Source organism: Comamonas sp. lk, assembly GCF_900564145.1.
Taxonomy (GTDB): Bacteria; Pseudomonadota; Gammaproteobacteria; order Burkholderiales; family Burkholderiaceae_C; genus Comamonas.
Map to the genome: position 1 here is coordinate 2,268,421 of NZ_UOOB01000001.1, position 17,248 is coordinate 2,285,668.

At 62.3% G+C, this 17,248-nt stretch carries 18 protein-coding genes, 1 tRNA gene and 1 pseudogene; 11 read left to right on the forward strand and 9 right to left on the reverse strand.

Features of this window, described 5'->3' with window-relative positions:
• Window positions 1–17: 17 nt before the first annotated feature.
• The 3 genes from EAO39_RS10435 to EAO39_RS10445 form a co-directional block, all read right to left on the reverse strand.
• Window positions 18–605: a response regulator gene (locus EAO39_RS10435; RefSeq protein ID WP_120967325.1), complete on the reverse strand. Its 588-nt coding sequence runs from the start codon at window positions 603–605 to the stop codon at window positions 18–20.
• Window positions 602–2,173: an ATP-binding protein gene (locus EAO39_RS10440; RefSeq protein WP_120967326.1), complete on the reverse strand. Its 1,572-nt coding sequence runs from the start codon at window positions 2,171–2,173 to the stop codon at window positions 602–604. The genes EAO39_RS10435 and EAO39_RS10440 overlap by 4 nt, the downstream gene beginning before the upstream one ends.
• A 93-nt stretch (window positions 2,174–2,266) precedes the next feature.
• Entirely contained in the window at window positions 2,267–3,223 is a 957-nt protein-coding gene (locus EAO39_RS10445) for a folate-binding protein YgfZ (protein ID WP_120967327.1), read from the reverse strand.
• A 46-nt stretch (window positions 3,224–3,269) separates the two neighbouring features.
• On the opposite strand from EAO39_RS10445, the gene mltG reads away from it, so the two are divergent.
• From mltG to EAO39_RS10475, 6 genes are all read left to right on the forward strand, one after another.
• Window positions 3,270–4,262, forward strand: coding sequence for an endolytic transglycosylase MltG (gene mltG / locus EAO39_RS10450; protein WP_120967328.1), 993 nt, complete (start codon window positions 3,270–3,272; stop codon window positions 4,260–4,262).
• Between the two features lie 102 nt (window positions 4,263–4,364).
• Window positions 4,365–5,072 carry a dTMP kinase gene (tmk, locus tag EAO39_RS10455; protein ID WP_120967329.1) on the forward strand — a complete coding sequence of 236 codons (708 nt, stop codon included), beginning with the start codon at window positions 4,365–4,367 and terminating at the stop codon, window positions 5,070–5,072.
• Window positions 5,069–6,142, forward strand: coding sequence for a DNA polymerase III subunit delta' (locus tag EAO39_RS10460; RefSeq protein WP_120967330.1), 1,074 nt, complete (start codon window positions 5,069–5,071; stop codon window positions 6,140–6,142). The genes tmk and EAO39_RS10460 overlap by 4 nt, the downstream gene beginning before the upstream one ends.
• A 109-nt stretch (window positions 6,143–6,251) precedes the next feature.
• Complete coding sequence (locus EAO39_RS10465; RefSeq protein ID WP_120967331.1) at window positions 6,252–6,608, forward strand: PilZ domain-containing protein; 357 nt, start codon at window positions 6,252–6,254, stop codon at window positions 6,606–6,608.
• A gap of 109 nt (window positions 6,609–6,717) precedes the next feature.
• A complete protein-coding gene (locus tag EAO39_RS10470) occupies window positions 6,718–7,524 on the forward strand; it encodes a TatD family hydrolase (RefSeq protein WP_120967332.1) in 807 nt (268 codons plus the stop codon).
• Window positions 7,525–7,541: 17 nt separating this feature from the next.
• Entirely contained in the window at window positions 7,542–8,261 is a 720-nt protein-coding gene (locus EAO39_RS10475) for an ankyrin repeat domain-containing protein (RefSeq protein WP_120967333.1), read from the forward strand.
• A 100-nt stretch (window positions 8,262–8,361) separates the two neighbouring features.
• Here the strand turns inward: EAO39_RS10475 and msbA are convergent, their stop codons facing one another.
• Window positions 8,362–10,128 carry a lipid A export permease/ATP-binding protein MsbA gene (msbA, locus tag EAO39_RS10480; protein WP_240467092.1) on the reverse strand — a complete coding sequence of 589 codons (1,767 nt, stop codon included), beginning with the start codon at window positions 10,126–10,128 and terminating at the stop codon, window positions 8,362–8,364.
• A gap of 385 nt (window positions 10,129–10,513) precedes the next feature.
• Between msbA and tolB the strand changes: the two genes are divergently transcribed.
• From tolB to EAO39_RS10505, 5 genes are all read left to right on the forward strand, one after another.
• Entirely contained in the window at window positions 10,514–11,833 is a 1,320-nt protein-coding gene (gene tolB, locus EAO39_RS10485; RefSeq protein WP_120967335.1) for a Tol-Pal system beta propeller repeat protein TolB, read from the forward strand.
• A 62-nt stretch (window positions 11,834–11,895) separates the two neighbouring features.
• Window positions 11,896–12,429: a peptidoglycan-associated lipoprotein Pal gene (gene pal / locus EAO39_RS10490; RefSeq protein WP_120967336.1), complete on the forward strand. Its 534-nt coding sequence runs from the start codon at window positions 11,896–11,898 to the stop codon at window positions 12,427–12,429.
• Window positions 12,429–13,211: a tol-pal system protein YbgF gene (gene ybgF, locus EAO39_RS10495; protein WP_120967337.1), complete on the forward strand. Its 783-nt coding sequence runs from the start codon at window positions 12,429–12,431 to the stop codon at window positions 13,209–13,211. The genes pal and ybgF overlap by 1 nt, the downstream gene beginning before the upstream one ends.
• A complete protein-coding gene (locus EAO39_RS10500) occupies window positions 13,211–14,041 on the forward strand; it encodes a tRNA threonylcarbamoyladenosine dehydratase (RefSeq protein ID WP_120967338.1) in 831 nt (276 codons plus the stop codon). The genes ybgF and EAO39_RS10500 overlap by 1 nt, the downstream gene beginning before the upstream one ends.
• A gap of 61 nt (window positions 14,042–14,102) precedes the next feature.
• Window positions 14,103–14,178, forward strand: a tRNA-Lys gene (locus tag EAO39_RS10505).
• Between the two features lie 70 nt (window positions 14,179–14,248).
• On the opposite strand, the gene EAO39_RS10510 is transcribed toward EAO39_RS10505, so the two are convergent.
• The 5 genes and pseudogenes from EAO39_RS10510 to EAO39_RS10530 form a co-directional block, all read right to left on the reverse strand.
• Window positions 14,249–14,413, reverse strand: coding sequence for a hypothetical protein (locus EAO39_RS10510; RefSeq protein ID WP_240466950.1), 165 nt, complete (start codon window positions 14,411–14,413; stop codon window positions 14,249–14,251).
• Window positions 14,410–15,249, reverse strand: a complete 840-nt coding sequence (locus EAO39_RS22965; RefSeq protein WP_240466951.1) for a site-specific integrase — start codon at window positions 15,247–15,249, stop codon at window positions 14,410–14,412. Before EAO39_RS22965 ends, EAO39_RS10510 begins: the two co-directional genes overlap by 4 nt.
• Before the next feature lie 247 nt (window positions 15,250–15,496).
• Window positions 15,497–15,847, reverse strand: coding sequence for a hypothetical protein (locus EAO39_RS10520; protein WP_120967341.1), 351 nt, complete (start codon window positions 15,845–15,847; stop codon window positions 15,497–15,499).
• Window positions 15,844–16,365: a class I SAM-dependent methyltransferase gene (locus EAO39_RS10525; protein ID WP_120967342.1), complete on the reverse strand. Its 522-nt coding sequence runs from the start codon at window positions 16,363–16,365 to the stop codon at window positions 15,844–15,846. Before EAO39_RS10525 ends, EAO39_RS10520 begins: the two co-directional genes overlap by 4 nt.
• A gap of 55 nt (window positions 16,366–16,420) precedes the next feature.
• Window positions 16,421–17,188 (reverse strand): annotated as a pseudogene (locus EAO39_RS10530) (DNA cytosine methyltransferase); the annotation flags it as partial.
• Window positions 17,189–17,248: the final 60 nt, after the last annotated feature.

Consider the following 17,248-nt stretch of genomic DNA (forward strand, 5'->3'; position numbering starts at 1 on the left):
TTTACCGAGGGTGGGCCTCAGCTGCGGGCAGCGGCAGACAGCAGCAGCCGGGTCTGCTCGGCCACGGAGCCCGTGCCCAGCTTTTCGGCCAGCTTGGCACGGTGGGTGTCCACGGTGCGCACGGAGATATCCAGCGCGGCCGCGATCTCCTTGCTGCCCAGGCCCTTGGTGATCAGCTCCAGCACCTCGCGTTCGCGCTCGGTCAGCACCTGCAGATGGTGGCGGGCCTCGTTGCGCTCGGCCTGCCGGGCTAGCGTGGCCTGGGCAGTCCTGATGGCCTCCAGCAGGGTCTGCTCCTCTATGGGTTTGGTCAGAAAGTCGGTGACGCCGGCCTTGAAGGCCCGGCGGCAGGAGTGCAGATCGCCATGGCCGGTGATGACGATGGCCGGCCAGTCCACGCCTTGCGCACGCAGCTGCTCATACAGCTGCAGGCCGGACATCAGCGGCATGCGCAAATCCATGATCAGCACGCCGGGCTGGCTGCGGTCCAGATGGGCCAGGCATTCGGCAGGAGAGGCAAAGCAGCTCACGCTCAGGTCATAGGTCTGTAGCAGCAGATGCAAGGCCTCGCGCACCGAGGCGTCGTCGTCTATCAGGTAAATCATGGGATGGGGTTTTCCGGGGCGGCGCCCGTGGTCGCCAGGGGCAGGGTCAGCACAAAGCAGGCACCTGGCCAGGCGGTGCTTGGGCTGGCGCTGGCGGGCGGCAGATATTGCAGCTGGCCGCCCATGCGTTCCATCAGCGTGGCGCACAGCGGCAGGCCCAGGCCCATGCCGCCGCTCTTGGTGGTGAAGAAAGGGTCGAAAATGCGCTGGGCCGTGGCGGCGTCTATGCCGGGGCCGTTGTCCCGCACCGTGAGACTGGCTTGTCGGCCGTCGGCTTGCTGCGCTATCTGTATGGCCGGCTCAGCCACCGAGCTCTGCGACAGCGCTTCCAGCGCATTGCGCACCAGATTGTGCAGCACCTGCTCCAGTGCCACGGGGTCGGCCCAAACGCTGCAATCTGCCGGCGCCGGCTCCCATAGCAGCTGGACACCGGCCTCTTTGGCCGGGCCTTCCAGCAGCAAAAGAGTCTGGGCCACAGCCTGGGCCAGATCCAGGCGCTGGGCCTGACTGGGCGTGTTGCTGATGTAGCTGCGCATGCGGTCCAGAATGGCTCCGGCGCGGCGGGCCTCGCGCACATTGGCCTGCAGGGCGCTGGTCAGCAGCTCGCTCTTGCCCAGCTCCTGGGCGCGCAGCGCGGCCTGGCTCTGGCTGAGCAGAGCGGTCACGGGCTGGGCCAGCTCATGGGCAATGCCTGAAGCCATCTCGCCCATGCCGTTGACGCGGGAGGCGTGGGCCAGCTGTGCCTCATTGGCCAGCAACTGGGCGCGCTGCTGGTGACGGCGCGCCTGCTGGCGGCTTTTCCAGACCAGGGCGGCTAGCCATACCAGCAGTAGGCTGAGTGCGGCGCTTAGCAGCAGGCGCGGCCAGCCCAGCAGAGGCTGGGCCTGGGTCAGCAGCTGCACCTGCAGGGGCTGGCCATAGCCTTGCAAGGTAAATCGGCCTATGGGCTGGTAAGTGTTGGGGTCGGCGGTCTGACCTTGGGGTTGCAGCAAAGGCTGTCCGTCGAGGTCGATGCGCAAGCCGGTATGGGGCGGCAGGGTGTCGGCCTCTAGCAAATGGGCGGAATCAATGCGCATGCACAACCAGCCTGCGGGTTCTGCTATCTTTTTGAGTAGCAGATAGCGCCCGCGATGCGCACTGTCCGGCAGGCTGTCGCTTTCTCCGGGACGCAGCGGCGCCACGGTGCGGGCCGCTGCCGGGCTGCGGCAATCGCCCGAAGATTGATCCAGCGCATCACCGCTTGCCGTATGGGGGGGAGTCACCAGCTCAATCTGCTCTATGCGCGGGTACATCAGCGCTATGGAGCGTGCCACCTGCCGCATGGCCGCCGGCTGGCCACTGGCGTCCTTGAGCGCTGCAAGCGTGGCGAGCGCCGTCAGGTGAGCCTTGTGCTGAGCGATTTTTTCCAGCATCTGGCGCTGCACGGCTTCGGTCAGCTGCAACTGCTGGCGTTGCTGCTCCGTACGCTCCTGCCACCACTGAAAGCCGGAGGCCAGCAAAAATATCAGCAGCCAGGCCAGCAGCAGCCAAGGCTTGGAGGAGCTAACAAAAATCCGGGGGACTGGCATGGCCGCAGTGTACAAAGCCCAAAGCCGTCCTCTGCAAAGCAAAACGCTCCCTAAGGAGCGCCATGCCAAACCGGGGCGGATGAGAGGGCGGTTTTAGATATCCGCCAGCAGCTCGTAGGGCAGAGGCAGAACTTGCAGCGCAGCGCCAGCCGTGGCATCGGCCGCATGGCCTTCGTTGAGGGCCGCGTGGGCAAACAGGTCCTGGCGCGAGGCCGAGGCAATCTGCATGGAGACAATCGCATCCCAGCCGCCCAGAGGGGAGGCTGCTGCCTGGACCACGGTGCCCGTGGCTTGCTCCAGATCTTCGGGCGAGAAAACCTCCTGGCCCACGCTCAGTGCGGTATCGGCATGGACCAGGTAGGCGCGGCGCTTGAGCGTGCCGCGAAACTGGCTGCGGGCCACGATTTCCTGGCCGGGGTAGCAGCCTTTCTTGAAGTTCACGCCGCCTACCGACTCGTAATTGAGCATCTGGGGCACAAAGGCGTCGACCACCGGGGCCGAGAGCGTGGCCACGGCGCTTTGCACCGTGCCCCACAGCCACAGGCCCTCGGCCAGCGTCTCGCCTTCGGGGGCTGGCGTGCCTGCAGGGGCCAGCCACAGTGCGCGGGCCTGGCCGGCTGCGGGGTACAAAGCGATCACCGAGGCCGGGCCTGCGTCCTTGCGATCCCAGGGGCGGGCGCTGGGCAGGAGGGCCTCGGCGGCCGTGCCCGAGAGGCCGTAGAGCGAGAATTCGCCCGTGGCATCGCTGAGCTTGCATTTGGCGCGCAGCACAAACATGGACAGGCGCTTGAGCGTGGGCGCCAGCAGGCTGCGGTCGCAAACCAGCAGGATTTCTTCCTGGCTGCGCTTGAAGCCCACAAAACTGGCCAGCATGCGGCCCTTGGCGGTGCAAAAAGCGGCCAGGCGCGCGTGCTGCATATCCAGCAGGGCAAAGTCGTTGGTCAGCTGGCCGTGCAGGAAACTGGCTGCGTCTTCGCCTACGGCGCGGATGACACCCAGATGGGAAATGGCGGTAATGCCGTTCAGGGACGGCGTCGATGGCAGGGTCATGGCTGAATTATGATCGGCGCTCCTAACTCATGAATGGATCAAGGTTGTGCGTGCTGTTTTTCGTGCACTGATGGTTTTGCTGCTGCTGGCCGTGTTGGCCGGCGGTGCCGCATGGTGGTGGCTGTATCAGCCCATGACCATGACGGCCAAGACGCTGGAGCTGGAGATCGAGCCCGGCACGCGTCCGCGCGCCGTGGCGCAGCGGGTGGCCGATGCCGGCGTGCAGGTCAACCCGCAGCTGCTGTATCTCTGGTTTCGCCTCTCGGGCCAGGACCGGGCCATCAAGGCCGGCAACTATGAACTCGAGCAGGGGCTGACACCTTATGTGCTGCTGCAAAAGCTGGCGCGCGGCGAGGCCAGCCAGAGTGCGGTGACGCTGGTGGAAGGCTGGAACTGGCGCCAGGTGCGCCAGGCGCTGCAGCGTGAAGCCACCTTGAAGCAGGACAGCAGCCAGCTCTCGGATGAGGAGCTGATGAAATTGCTGGGCCGTGAAGGCGTGGCACCCGAGGGTCGCTTCTTCCCGGATACCTATACCTTCTCCAAGGGCAGCTCCGATATCGCCGTGCTGCGTCGTGCCCTGCATGCCATGGATCGGCGTCTGGCCGATGCCTGGGCCCTGCGTGCGGCCAACACTCCGCTCAAATCGCCAGACGAGGCTTTGATCCTGGCCAGCATTGTGGAAAAGGAAACCGGCCGTGCCTCGGACCGGGCCCAGATTGCCGGCGTCTTCAGCAATCGTTTGCGCATAGGCATGCTGCTGCAGACCGACCCTACCGTGATCTATGGTCTGGGCGCCGCGTTTGACGGCAATCTGCGCAAGCGCGATCTGCAGACCGACACGCCCTGGAATACCTATACCCGTCCCGGCCTGCCCATCACCCCCATCTCCATGCCCGGCAAGGCCGCGCTGATGGCGGCGGTGCAGCCCGAGCAGACCCGGGCCCTGTATTTCGTGGCCAAGGGCGACGGCACCAGCCATTTCAGTGCCTCGCTGGACGAGCACAATAGAGCCGTCAACCGCTATCAGCGCGGCCAGTAAGCATTGTGGTGAGCGGCCTTGCTGCCTCACCCGTTTTGAAGAATCAGAAAAAGCACCACGGCCTCACAGCGCTGTCGGTGCTTTTGAAGGAAAGATCCCCCCGTGACTACCGCTTCCCCCAAAGGCTTGTTTATCAGTTTTGAAGGCATTGACGGTGCCGGCAAGTCTTCGCATATCGAAGGCCTGGCCCAGGCCTTCAGAGACCAGGGCCGGGTGGTGACGCTGACGCGCGAGCCCGGCGGCACGCCCCTGGCCGAGAAGCTGCGCACCCTGATGCTGCACGACGCCATGGACCCTTTGACCGAGGCGCTGATTGCCTTTGCCGCCAGACGCGATCATCTGGTGCAGGTGATCGAGCCCGCTCTGGCGCGCGGCGAGGTAGTGATCAGTGACCGCTTTACCGACGCCACCTTTGCCTACCAGGGTGCAGGCCGGGGCTTTGACTGGAATAAGCTATTGATTTTGGAGCGTATGGCGCAGACCGGTACTTCGCTACAGGCCGATTTGGCTGAGAATTTTCTGCGCGAACCCGATATGACCATCTGGTTTGACCTGCCGGCCGAAGTGGCTGCCGAGCGTCTGGTCACGGCCCGCGTACCCGATCGTTTCGAAGCCCAGCCCGGCGAATTTTTTGCCCGCGTGGCCCAGGGCTATGCGGACCGCGCCAAGGCCGCTCCTCAGCGTTTTGCCCGCATCGATGCCAATACCAGCCGCCATGCGGTCTGGCAGCAGGTCACCCAGGCCGTGGTGCGCCGGGGCTGGCTGGCCATCATGGTGGCCAACAAGCCTTTGTCCGAAGGTGCGGCATGAGCGAGGTGCAAAGCGTGCAGCCGGTAGAAACATCTGCACCCTGGATTACCGCCCAGCGTCGGCAACTGCTGGCCCAGCGCGGCCATGCCTGGCTGCTGCAAGGGCCGTCCGGTCTGGGGCAGTACGCCCTGGGTCTGTCCCTGGTGCGGGCCTGGCTGTGCGAGCGGCCTGGCGCCGAGGGTGCTTGCGGCCAATGCGCGAGTTGCCACGCCATCGATGTGCGCGCCCATGCCGACCTGTGCGTGCTCATGCCCGAGGTGCAGATGCTGGCGCTGGGCTGGCCTTTGCCCGAGAAGGCCCAGGCCGATATCGACGACAAGAAACGCAAGCCCAGCAAGGAAATCCGCGTGGAAGCCATGCGCGATGCCGTGGAGTTCTGCCAGCGCACCAGCGCACGCGGCCGTGGCAAGGCGCTGTTGATCTATCCGGCCGAGCAGATGAATGCCATCACGGCCAATGCCTTGCTCAAGACGCTGGAAGAGCCGCCTGGCGATGCACGCTTTGTGCTGGCCAGCGAGGCGGCCCATCAGCTGCTGCCCACCATACGCAGCCGCTGTCTGGGTCACACCATGACCTGGCCGGATGCGCAATCGGCCAGCACCTGGCTGCTAGGCCAGGGGGTGGATGCAGCCGAGGCAGACGCTGCCTTGCAGGCCGCCGGCGGCCGCCCCGGCGATGCGCTGGCACTGGCCAAGGAGGGCAAGGGCGCTGCGGCCTGGTCGCAGCTGCCGCGCCAGCTGGCCAAGGGCGATGTGGCCGCGCTGTCGGTGTTCTCCCCGGTCGATGCGGTCAGCGCCCTGCAAAAGATTTGCCATGACCTGATGGCCTTGACCGGTGGCGGTGCGCCGCGCTACTTCTCGCCGGCGGATCTGCCGTCCAAGCCCCTGTCCATGGCCTTGCTGTCGGACTGGTCGCGTGAGCTGGTGGCGGCGGCCCGCACGGCCGATCATCCCTTCAACAGCGGGCTGATGATGGAGTCGCTGGCTGCCAGGGCGCGCAGTGTGCTGCTGTCAGGCAATGCCGGCAGGGTGCGCGGTACTGGGTCCGGGCGAGGCCCCGGCGACAGGTGATTTGCCGGGATTTTGACCATGAGCCTTGTAGGCTGTTAACCTACAGGCTTTGAAAAAATGTTGAGAGGGCGAGCCTTGGGCCGCCCTGTCGGATGAAATTTCAGCACCTATGAATGCTCCTTCCACTCCCCGGCCCAGCGTGATGCAACTGGCGATCAAGGAAAAGGCTGCGCTGTACGCCGCCTATATTCCGTTGTTCGCCGAGGGGGGGATTTTCGTGCCCACTCAGCGTGATTACCGTTTGGGCGATGATGTCTATGTGCTGCTGACGCTGCCCGAAGATCCTCAGCGCTACCCGATTGCGGGCCGCGTGGCCTGGGTGACGCCGGAGCGCGCGCCCGGCAACCGCACGCAGGGCGTGGGGCTGCAATTTCCCAAGGATGCCAAGTCTGCCGAGCTCAGGGCCAAGATCGAAGGCATTCTGGGCACGGCACTGAGTTCGGAAAAGCCCACGCAAACCATTTGAGCCAGGCTTGTTGGCCGAGTTTTCGCCTTGCATGCCGACCTGCTGATTTCGCTCTTGCCAGGGCGTTAGATCGGAGGGTCGGCATGGTTGTTTTTGACAGGTTTTTTTCATGTTTACCGATTCGCACTGCCATCTGAACTTTCCCGAGCTGCACGGCAATCTGGCCCAGATCCGCGCCGCCATGGAGCAGGCCCGCGTCACGCGCGCCCTGTGCATCTGCACCACCATGGAAGAGTTTGGCGATGTGCACCAGCTGGCGCTGGACTATGACAACTTCTGGGCCACGGTGGGCGTGCACCCCGATACCGAAGACATGACCGAGCCCACGGTTGACGATCTGGTGCAGCGCGCCGCCTTGCCGCGCGTGGTGGCGGTGGGCGAGACGGGGCTGGATTACTACGGCATGGAAGACCGCAAGGGCGGGCGCACGATTGCCGATCTGGAATGGCAGCGCCAGCGTTTTCGCACCCATATCCGCGCCGGGCAGATTGCCCAGAAGCCGCTGGTGATTCACACCCGCAGCAGCTCGGACGACACCCTGGCCATACTGCGCGAGTGCGGCGAGGCCGATAGCGCCACCCAGGCCGGCGGCGTCTTTCACTGTTTTACCGAGACGGCCGAAGTGGCGCGTGCCGGGCTGGACATGGGCTACTACATCTCTCTGTCGGGCATAGTCACCTTCAAAAGCGCCCAGCATCTGCGCGATGTGGCGGCCTTTGTGCCGCTGGACCGGCTGCTGATCGAGACCGACAGCCCTTATCTTGCGCCCGTGCCTTATCGCGGCAAGATCAATAATCCGTCTTACGTGCCGTTTGTGGCCAAGCAAATTGCCGAGGTGCGCGGTATTTCGGTGGAAGAGGTGGCCGAGGCCACCAGCGCCAATTTCGATCGCCTGTTCAAGGGCGTGACGCAGTAAGTCCTGGAGAAGAACCCATGAGCCTGTTTGTCCCCACCCGTGTGAGCCGTCGCCAATCCCTGTTGCGACTGGGGCAGATGGGCGCTGCCCTGGCAGGCCTGGTGGCGGTTCGGGTCCAGGCCGGTGATTTCGATGACTATTCGCGGGCGCTGGTCAGCGACAACGCCAGTGTCATGATCAATCTGATCTTCAAGGGGTTCGATCCGAATACGCTGGACTCGCGCGGCCGACCCGGACTGGTTTCGGCCTTGCACCAGGATGCGCTCAAGGTGTTCGACGTGCTGCTCAAATCGCCGGGCGTCAAGGTCAATCTGGCTTCCCGGCAAAACGAGACGGCGCTGATGATGGCTTGCATCAAAGGTCATCTGGACCTGGCCAGGCAGCTCATACAGCGCGGTGCCGATGTGAATCGCGAAGGCTGGACGCCGCTGCACTACGCGGCTTCGGCCGATACGCCGCAGACGCTGGATATCATCAAGCTGCTGCTCGAGGAAAGCGCTTACATCGATGCCGCCTCGCCCAATGGCACGACGCCGCTGATGCTGGCTGCCCAGTACAGCAGCGAGGTGGTGGTCAGTCTGCTGCTCAAGGAGGGGGCAGACTTAAGCTTGCGCAACCAGCGCGGCTTTACCGCCGTGGACTTTGCCAAGCTGGTGGATCGCCAGTACATGGCCGATCACCTGAGCCAGGCGCTGAGGACCGAGCGCAAAAGCCAGCCCTCTAGAGGCAGCTGGTAAGCGCTTCAGACTGTTGATTTGATAGCGGGTGGCGCTGATGAAAAAAGGACTTCAAGGCCTATCAGTCCTGAAGTCCTTTTGATTGGTGCGCTAGATGCTCTTATTTTTGCGCAGGCGCAGCTTTGGCTGTTGTGCTGCGCACCTGCGAATGCAGGCGGGCGTAGAGGCCGTCCAGCTCCATCAGCTCGGCATGCGTGCCTTGCTCGGCAATCTGGCCGCGCTCCATCACCACCACGCGGTCGGCATGCTCGATGGTGGACAGGCGGTGGGCAATCACCAGCGTGGTGCGGCCCTGCATCAGGCGGGTCAAGGCTTGCTGCACCAGGCGCTCGGATTCGTTGTCCAGCGCCGAGGTGGCTTCGTCCAGAATCAGAATCGGCGCGTTCTTGTACAGGGCCCGCGCAATGGCCAGGCGCTGGCGTTGGCCGCCCGAAAGCTGGCTGGCGTTATGGCCCACGCTGGTATGGATTCCCTGGGGCAAACGGCGCACAAAGTCGCCCAGATTGGCCGCTTCCAGCGCCGACCAGATGCGGGCCTCTTCAATATCGCCGCCCAGTGCCACGTTCACGGCCACGCTGTCGTTGAGCATGACCACGTCCTGGCTGACCATGGCGAACTGATGGCGCAGCGCGTTCAGATCCCAGTCGGGCAGCTTTACGCCGTCCAGCGTGATCTGACCGCTGGTGGGCGATAGAAAGCGGGGCAGCAGATTGACCAACGTGGTCTTGCCCGCACCCGAGGGCCCGACCAGGGCCACGACTTCGCCGGCACCGACCTTGAGGTTGAGGTGGGAAAGCGCTGCGGCCTTGTCCTCGCCGAACTGCACATTCACGCCCTTGTACTCTATGGCGCCGGTGACGGGAGCGCTGGGCCGGTAGCTGCCGCCTTGCTCGTTGACCGAGCCTTCCAGCAGATGCAGGCCGCGCTCCAGAGCCGCCACGCCGCGGGTAATCGGGTTGGCAACGTCGGCCATGCGGCGAATCGGCGCAATCAGCATCAGCATGGCCGAGATGAAGGCAGCAAAACTGCCCACGGTCACATCCTGCACGCTGGATGCGGCGGCCGCTGCATCGCGGCTTTGCCACAGCGCAATGCACAAAATGACCGACAGCGCCACCGAAGCCAGTACCTGCGTGAGCGGCGTCATGGCGGCCGAGGCAATCGTGGCCTTGGTGTTGAGGTTGCGCAACTGGCGGCTCAGGGCATTGAAGCGCGACTGCTGGGCGGCTTGGGCGCCATGCAGGCGCACCATGCGATGGGCCAGCACATTCTCTTCCACCACATAGGCCAGTTGATCTGTCGACTGCTGGCTGGACTTGGTGATGCGGTACAGACGCTTGGACAGCACCTTCATGATCCAGGCCACGCCAGGCACCATGAACGCCACGATCAGCGTGAGCTGCCAGTTCAGATAGATCAGATAACCCAGCAGGGCAATCAGGGTGAAGCCGTCGCGCGAGATGCTCATCATGGCCTGCACCAGCTGCTGGGCGCCGGTTTGCACCTCATACACCACGGTGTTGGACAGCGAGGAGGCAGACTGGCGCGAAAACAGGCTCATGTCCGCTGCCAGCAGCCGCTCGAATAGGCTTTTGCGCAGCCCCAGCATGCCGTCGTTGGTGATGCGCGCCAGCGCATACTGGCCGGCAAACTGGGCCAGACCGCGCACGACGAAGATGCCGATCAGAAAGACCGGCACCGTCCACAGGGCCAGCGTGCCCTGGGTGAAGCCGCTGTCCAGCAAGGGTTTTAGCAGGGCGGGCAGGGCCGCTTCAGTGGCCGCGCCAATCAAGGTGGCCAGGATTGCCAGCCCCCAGGCCCAGCGCTGGCCCGAAAAATAGGGCGTCAGGCGCTTCAAGCGCTGCATCAGTGGCAACTCGGCCGCCGCTGCGGCCTGTGCATCGACGGGAAGGGCAGAAACAGACTCCGACGCAGGTGCTGCGGCAGGCGTGCCGGCAGATGCCGGTGCGGTGTCTGCCTCGTTTGGCGGTGTGGGCGGTGTGGCTTGCATAAGCGCGTGATTTTAGAGGCTATGAAAGGCCAGATTTCAGGCCCGGGCCATGAGTTCTGCCATGCATACCTGTGGCTAGCGTATGTAATCAGACTCTGGCATGCTCTCATTTTTCCTTGTGCGTCGGGCTTGCGTTTGATCACCCTACTAAGCACGTTCTTACATCATGACGCATGCAGTGTGTGTAACATTCGCGCTTGTGTTCGTGCCGGGCATGGCCCGGAAATTTTGATGGCTGCCAATGACTATTGACCGACTACCATCCCTTTCCTCTTTTTCTGCAGGTTTTGGTGCTTCGCGCCGCACCGTGCTCGCCGCTTTAGCTTCTTCTTCAGCAATTCCCGCTCTGGCCCAGTTTCGGGTGGAAGTGACAGGCGTTGGCCTGACGCAGTTGCCGATTGCCATTGCACCGTTCAAGGGAGAGGGTGCGTCGCCCCAGAAAATCTCGGCCATTATTCAGGCCGATCTTGAGCGCAGCGGCTTGTTCCGCGCGGTGGATGCTTCGGGCGTGGCGCTGGATGAATCCTCGCGCCCCGACGTGACTCTGTGGCGCTCCAAAGGCGCGGATTCTCTGGCCTCGGGCAGCGTGACCCGTTTGGCCGATGGCCGCTATGACGTGCGTTTCCGCTTGTGGGACGTGGTGCGCGGCCAGGATCTGGGAGGCCAGGGCTTTGCCGTGACCACCGGCGATCTGCGCCTGGTGGCTCACCGCATTGCCGACTACATCTACGAAAAGCTCACCGGCGAAAAAGGCGTGTTCTCTACGCGCATCGCCTATGTGACCAAGGCCGGCGCCAACTACCGGCTGTGGATTGCCGATGCGGATGGTGAGAACGCCCAGTCGGCGCTGTCCAGCCCCGAACCCATCATCTCCCCGGCCTGGGCTCCCAACGGCACGCAGCTGGCCTATGTGTCGTTCGAGTCGCGCAAGCCCGTGGTCTATGTGCACGATGTGGCCAGCGGCCAGCGCCGTCTGGTGGCCAATTTCCGCGGCTCCAACAGCGCACCGGCCTGGTCGCCCGATGGCAGTCGCTTGGCCGTGACCTTGAGCCGCGATGGCGGCTCGCAGCTGTACTTGATCAGCGCCCAAGGCGGCGAGCCGCGTCGTTTGATGCAAAGCAGCGGCATCGACACCGAGCCCTGCTTCTCCAGCGACGGCCGCACCATCTACTTTGTCAGCGATCGTGGCGGTGCGCCGCAGATCTACAAAGTGGCCGCCACGGGCGGCGGTGCCGAGCGCGTGACCTTCAACGGCAACTACAACATCTCGCCCGCCATCAGCCCCGATGGCAAATGGCTGGCTTATATCTCCCGTATCGGTGGCGGCTTCAAGCTGCAGGTCATGGACCTGTCCACCGGCACGGTCAACTCTGTCACCGAGACCACGGCTGACGAGAGTCCGAGTTTTGCGCCTAACAGCCGCCTGCTCGTCTATGCGACCATTCAAGGTGGTCGTGAAGCACTCATGACCACCACGCTCGATGGGAAGATCAAGGCGCGTCTGGCAGGCAAGGGCGGGGACATACGGGAACCCGATTGGGGCCCGTTCCAGAAACAGTGATTGCCAGTTTGTTTTTTCCTCTAACAGTAAAAAAGTCCGTGAGGACCTATCGGAGAAATTCCATGATTACCATTAAACGTCTTTCCCTGGCTCTGGCCGTGACCGCTCTGGTTGCCGGTTGCAGCTCCGGCGTGAAGCTCGATGACAAGCCCGTCACCGACGGCTCCCTGACCAGCCAGGGCGGCGGTAATACTTCGGGCAGCAGCCAAAGCGGCGTGTCCGGCGTGGACCTGACCGGTTCCGCCGCTGCCAAGGCCGGCCCTCAAGGCGTCAGCCGCATCGTGTACTTTGACTTTGACAGCTACAGCGTCAAGGCCGAAGCACAGCCTCAGATCGAAGCACATGCCAAGTTCATCAAGGGCAATCCCAATGCCAAGGTACAGCTGGAAGGCCATACCGACGAGCGCGGTGGCCGTGAATACAACCTGGCTCTGGGCCAAAAGCGCGCCGAAGCCGTGCGCCGTTCGCTGGGCCTGATGGGTGTCAATGACTCCCAGATGGAAGCCGTGAGCTACGGCAAGGAAAAGCCTGCCTCAGAAGGCCATAGCGAAGACGCTTACGCCCAAAACCGCCGCGTTGAAATCTCCTACCGTTAATGATGATGCAGGCTCAGTTGACTCTCCGTTCCGTATCGCTGCGCCCGCTGCTGGTAGCCAGCCTTTTGGCTGGCTATGCCGTCAGCTCGCAAGCAGCCTTGTTTGGTGATGACGAGGCGCGCCGCGCCATCATCGAACTGCGCCAGCGCGTTGACAGCCTGCAGCAATCTTCGCAGCGCATGGGCGAGGACAACTCGCAAACGCGCCGCAGTCTGCTGGAGTTGCAATCCCAGATCGAAGCGCTCAAGGCCGACCAGGCAAAGCTGCGTGGACAAAACGAGCAGCTGCTTCGTGACGTGGTGGAGCTACAGCGTGGTCAAAAGGATTTGGCCAAGGGCATGGATGACCGCCTGCGCCAGTTCGAGCCGACCATGGTGAATGTGGACGGACAGGAGTTTGCTGCGGACCCCAATGAAAAAAAGGAATTTGACGATGCACTGGGCCTGTTCCGTGCCGGCAAGTTCCCTGAGTCCGGTCAGGCGTTTGCAGCCTTCTTGCGCCAATGGCCCAAGAGCGGTTACACGCCGTCCGTGCGTTTCTGGCTGGGCAACTCTCAGTACGCCACGCGTGACTACAAGAACGCCATTGCGAACTTCCGCTCCGTGCTGACCAATGCACCCCTGCATGCCCGTGCACCGGAAGCTGCGCTGTCCATTGCCAACTGTCAGGTGGAACTCAAGGACACCAAGGCAGCTCGCGCCACGCTGGAGAGTCTGATCAAGTCCTATCCCAACACCGAGGCGGCGGCCAATGCCAAATCAAAGCTGGCTACGCTGAAGTGATGTCGGAAATTCTGTCTCAAAGCACAGCAACAGCGCCCGAAACAGGCGCTGTTTTTTCTCCTAACGATGCGGATATGCAGCGCCGCTTTGGCGGGCTTGAGCGGCTGTATGGCGTGCAGGGTGCAGCCCGCATCCGAGCAGCACATGTGGTCGTGGTCGGTATTGGTGGCGTGGGTTCCTGGACGGCCGAAGCATTGGCGCGCAGCGGTGTGGCCCGGCTTACGCTCATTGATATGGATCATGTGGCCGAGTCCAACATCAATCGCCAGATTCATGCACTGACCGAGACGGTGGGGCAGGCCAAGATCGAAGCCATGCGTGACCGCATCGCCCAGATCAACCCGGCGTGCCAGGTGCATTGCATTGACGAGTTTGTGGACCCCGACAACTGGCTGCAGCTGCTGCCTGCGGATGCGGATGCCGTGGTGGACGCCTGTGATCAGGTCAAAGCCAAGACCGCCATGGCCGCGCATGCGCGCAAAACCAAGCAGTGCTTTATTTCGGTAGGGGCTGCGGGCGGAAAACGTCTGGCGCATCTGGTGGATATCGCCGATTTGAGCGCCACCACGCATGACCCCTTGCTGGCGCAGCTGCGTTATCGTCTGCGCAAGCAGTTCGGCGCTCCCAAGGACGGCAAGCGCATGGGCGTGACCTGTGTTTTCAGTCGCGAGGCAGTGGCTTCGCCCGACGCCTCATGTGCCATCGAAGGCGATGGAAGCCTCAATTGCCATGGCTATGGCTCGGTGGTTGCGGTCACTGCAACCTTCGGTCAATGTGCTGCAGGTTGGGTGATCGACGAAATTAGTCGAAAACTTTCTTTGAAGGCCTGAAAAACCTATTACAATAACGTCATACCGCAGAATAAGCAACAACTGCTTTTCGGCAAAGGTAGGGTCTTTAGCTCAGTCGGTAGAGCAGCGGACTTTTAATCCGTTGGTCGCGAGTTCGAATCTCGCAGGACCCACCAAAGAATACAAGCCACTGTAGCAATACAGTGGCTTTTTTCTTTGCTATCAAAGAAGCAGCAAAAATGAAATTCAAGCTGCTTTTTTCTTGGCCGTTGTGCGGACTTTTTTGCCAACCAACGCAACAGCACTTTGCAGAGTCTTAGTGGCTAAGTGACTGTAGCGCTTCGTGCTCACTGCCGACTTGTGCCCAAGAACTCCTCCGACCGTGTAGAGGTCAACTCCTGCATTGATCATCTCGCTGGCCGTACTGTGACGTAAGTCGTGCTGCCTGGCATGGCCAAATCCAGCAGCCCGGGCACCAGCCTGACCGTCCACTTCGTTGGCTTAACTGGCCACAAAGTCGGATTGCGCACGATGTGGGTGACGCGAGGGTGAATCGGTACGGCACGGGGTTGCCCGTTCTTGGTGTACTGGCCGCTCAGCTCAAAAACATCACCCCCATATGTCACCTGTGCCAGGCCAACTTCGGCCGCCCGCATTCCGCTATAGAACGCAATGCGGATGGCAGCCCTCTCCTTGCCCGGCCTGATCTTCGAGCAGATTTTCAGGAACTCCGCCCGGCCAAGGTAGACATGGCGCTCGTTGCGCACCTTCGGCATGCTGATGCGCTCGGCGGGGTTCCGGTCTCCTAGGCCATGGTGCTTCCACGCATACCGGCACGCCGCCCGAAGGTAGGAGAGTCGATTGCGAACCGTCGCGGCAGACATCATTTTCTTGTCGTCACCGACTGGCCGGTAGCTGATGGCAATGGCCGGCAGAGCTGAGAATGGCTTGCCGGCATAGGCGCTGTGGCAGGCCTTGAGTTCGCGCACGATGTTCTCATAGCTCTTGAGCGCCGGTGCGTGGTATTTCAGGTAGAGCAGAACCGCATCTTCAATCAGTGGCTCGGGCTTGCTGACACCAGTCGCAATTGAGTGGAGTCGCTTGGTCTCTTCGAGGTCGAACTTTTGGGCTTCGGCTTTGGTGTAGCCTTTTGGAAGAAGGCGGCTAGCCCGCTGCCGCTGGCCCGCAATAACCTGGTCGAACTCAAAGCGCCAACGCTGGTTGCGGGAGTCGAAACGGATCGGCATGATTTTTTGTATTCCTCTATGTCGGATTCTTCAAAGCGAACTGAGCTACCAAATCGGTAGCAGTTCAGACGCCCGGATTTTGCGAGTTCATAGACGGTCCGCTCGCTGAGTCCGAGCATCCCGGCAACAGCTTTTGCATCAAGCATCTAGGTCTCCAAAAGAAGAACCCCGCATCAGCGGGGCTCGGGGTGGTTGATTGGTTCGCGCCATCTGTCGCGCTTGTCGCCTCGGTCTCGGGCTCGGCGACTCATGTTTGGCCTTTCTGCGCCTGGTCACCCCGAAAGACAGATGGCCTGCTGTACAGGCGCTCATATCGGTAAGTCGCGTACTCTTTTTCCTTGCCGGCCATGTCATCCGGAGATTCAAACCAACGCACAGGCTTCAGCCATTGGGTGACTTCAATGGGGCGGTATCCGCAGTCAAACCAGCCGTCGTATCCGTACAGCAAAAGACCACGAGTCACGGTGCCGTCCTTGAGTTTGACGATCTCAGCAACGCCAGTCTTTGAAAACAGCTTCTGCTGATACCAATGGGACTGATCAACCCACCAGCCTTTTTCAGTCCTGTCGCGTACTGTCACTTCTATTGCTTCAGTCATTCCTGATGCGCTCCTTCCTTGGCAGCTGCTTTCATGAACACAAGCCAGTGGGTCATTCCAGAGCGACCACTGACTTGTCCATAGAGAGGCTTCTCCGGCGTCAGCGCCAGAACCTCTTTGACTTTCACCTGGGTTTCATTCCACTTAAATACCAGCGTTCCATGTGGCCGCAAAACCCGAAAGCATTCCGAGAAGCCAGCACGTAGGTCTTCGCGCCAGTCCTGACCCAGCTTTCCGTACTTGGCTGCCAGCCAGCTTTTGGGGCCGGCTCGTTCAAGGTGTGGTGGGTCGAATGCGACATGCCAGAAAGACTCATTCGGGAATGGCAGCGCGCGGAAATCCATCAGGAAGTCTGGCTCAATAACAAGAGTGCGGGTCCCGTCTTCGCGGTGGGTTCGATCTGTGACGGTCAGTGTTTCGCGGCGCTGATCCACGAACACCGCACGCGAGTCTTGCTTGTTGAACCACATCATTCGGCTGCCGCAGCAGGCATCGAGGACGCAGGGCGTAGTGTTCATATTGAGGGCTCCCAGAATGAGAAAAGCCCGCGGCGGCGGGCTGGGGTGTTTGTGGTCAGGGCATGCAGCTCATTGCTGCTTCGATGAAGACGCGCGCGGCTTCCGCGTTGATGGCATTGCCATAGGCGCGCAGTCGTCCCACTCTGGCGGGAGCCCCATGAGCCAGCGGGAATGTGCCGGGTTCAACTGGCCGCCACTTTCGATCCCGGCACAGGAGCCAGTCAGCAGCTGACCAGTGGCCGTTAACCGGGCCGGGCCCGGCAGGAGGGTGAATGCCTGCTCGCTCAATGGCTTGCCCCGCGTCTGCTCCGCTCGCTCCGCAAGGAATTCTGGCGATGCGCTGGCTGAATGCCAGTCCCGCGCGCTGGGAGTCGCCCATGTGGCCATCTGCACCTGATGCGCTAGGCAGGTCGCAACCGCTCCGCAAGCATGCTTCTCCTTGCGCCTTATCGCTTGCTCCGGTGAGCCTCCCGGAGTGCTGGCGGTCGGTGTGCCCCAGCCGGTCAAGCATGCTGCCGCCGCCAAGTCCGGCCCATGATTCCGCATTGCTTCCAGCAGTCCGCCCTCGAAGGTTCGCACGCCCTTGTCTGCCAAGGCCGCCGTGGGTGTAGGCCATCCAGTAGAGCCGGTCACGGATGTGCGGTGCACCGACGCTCGCAGACGGAAACGGGACCGCCCCGACCCGGTATTCCACGCCTTCCAGGTCATCTTGTACAAGGTCGATCCAAGGATCTGCGTCGCGGCTCGCAACCTGCTCTCCAAAGATAGTTGGAGGGCGGAGCTGGCTAATAAGGTGGAAGAAGTGCGGCCATAGGTGCCGCTTGTCATCAAACCCAGCTCCTTCGCCTGCCTGGCTGAAAGGTTGGCAAGGGCAGGAACCGGT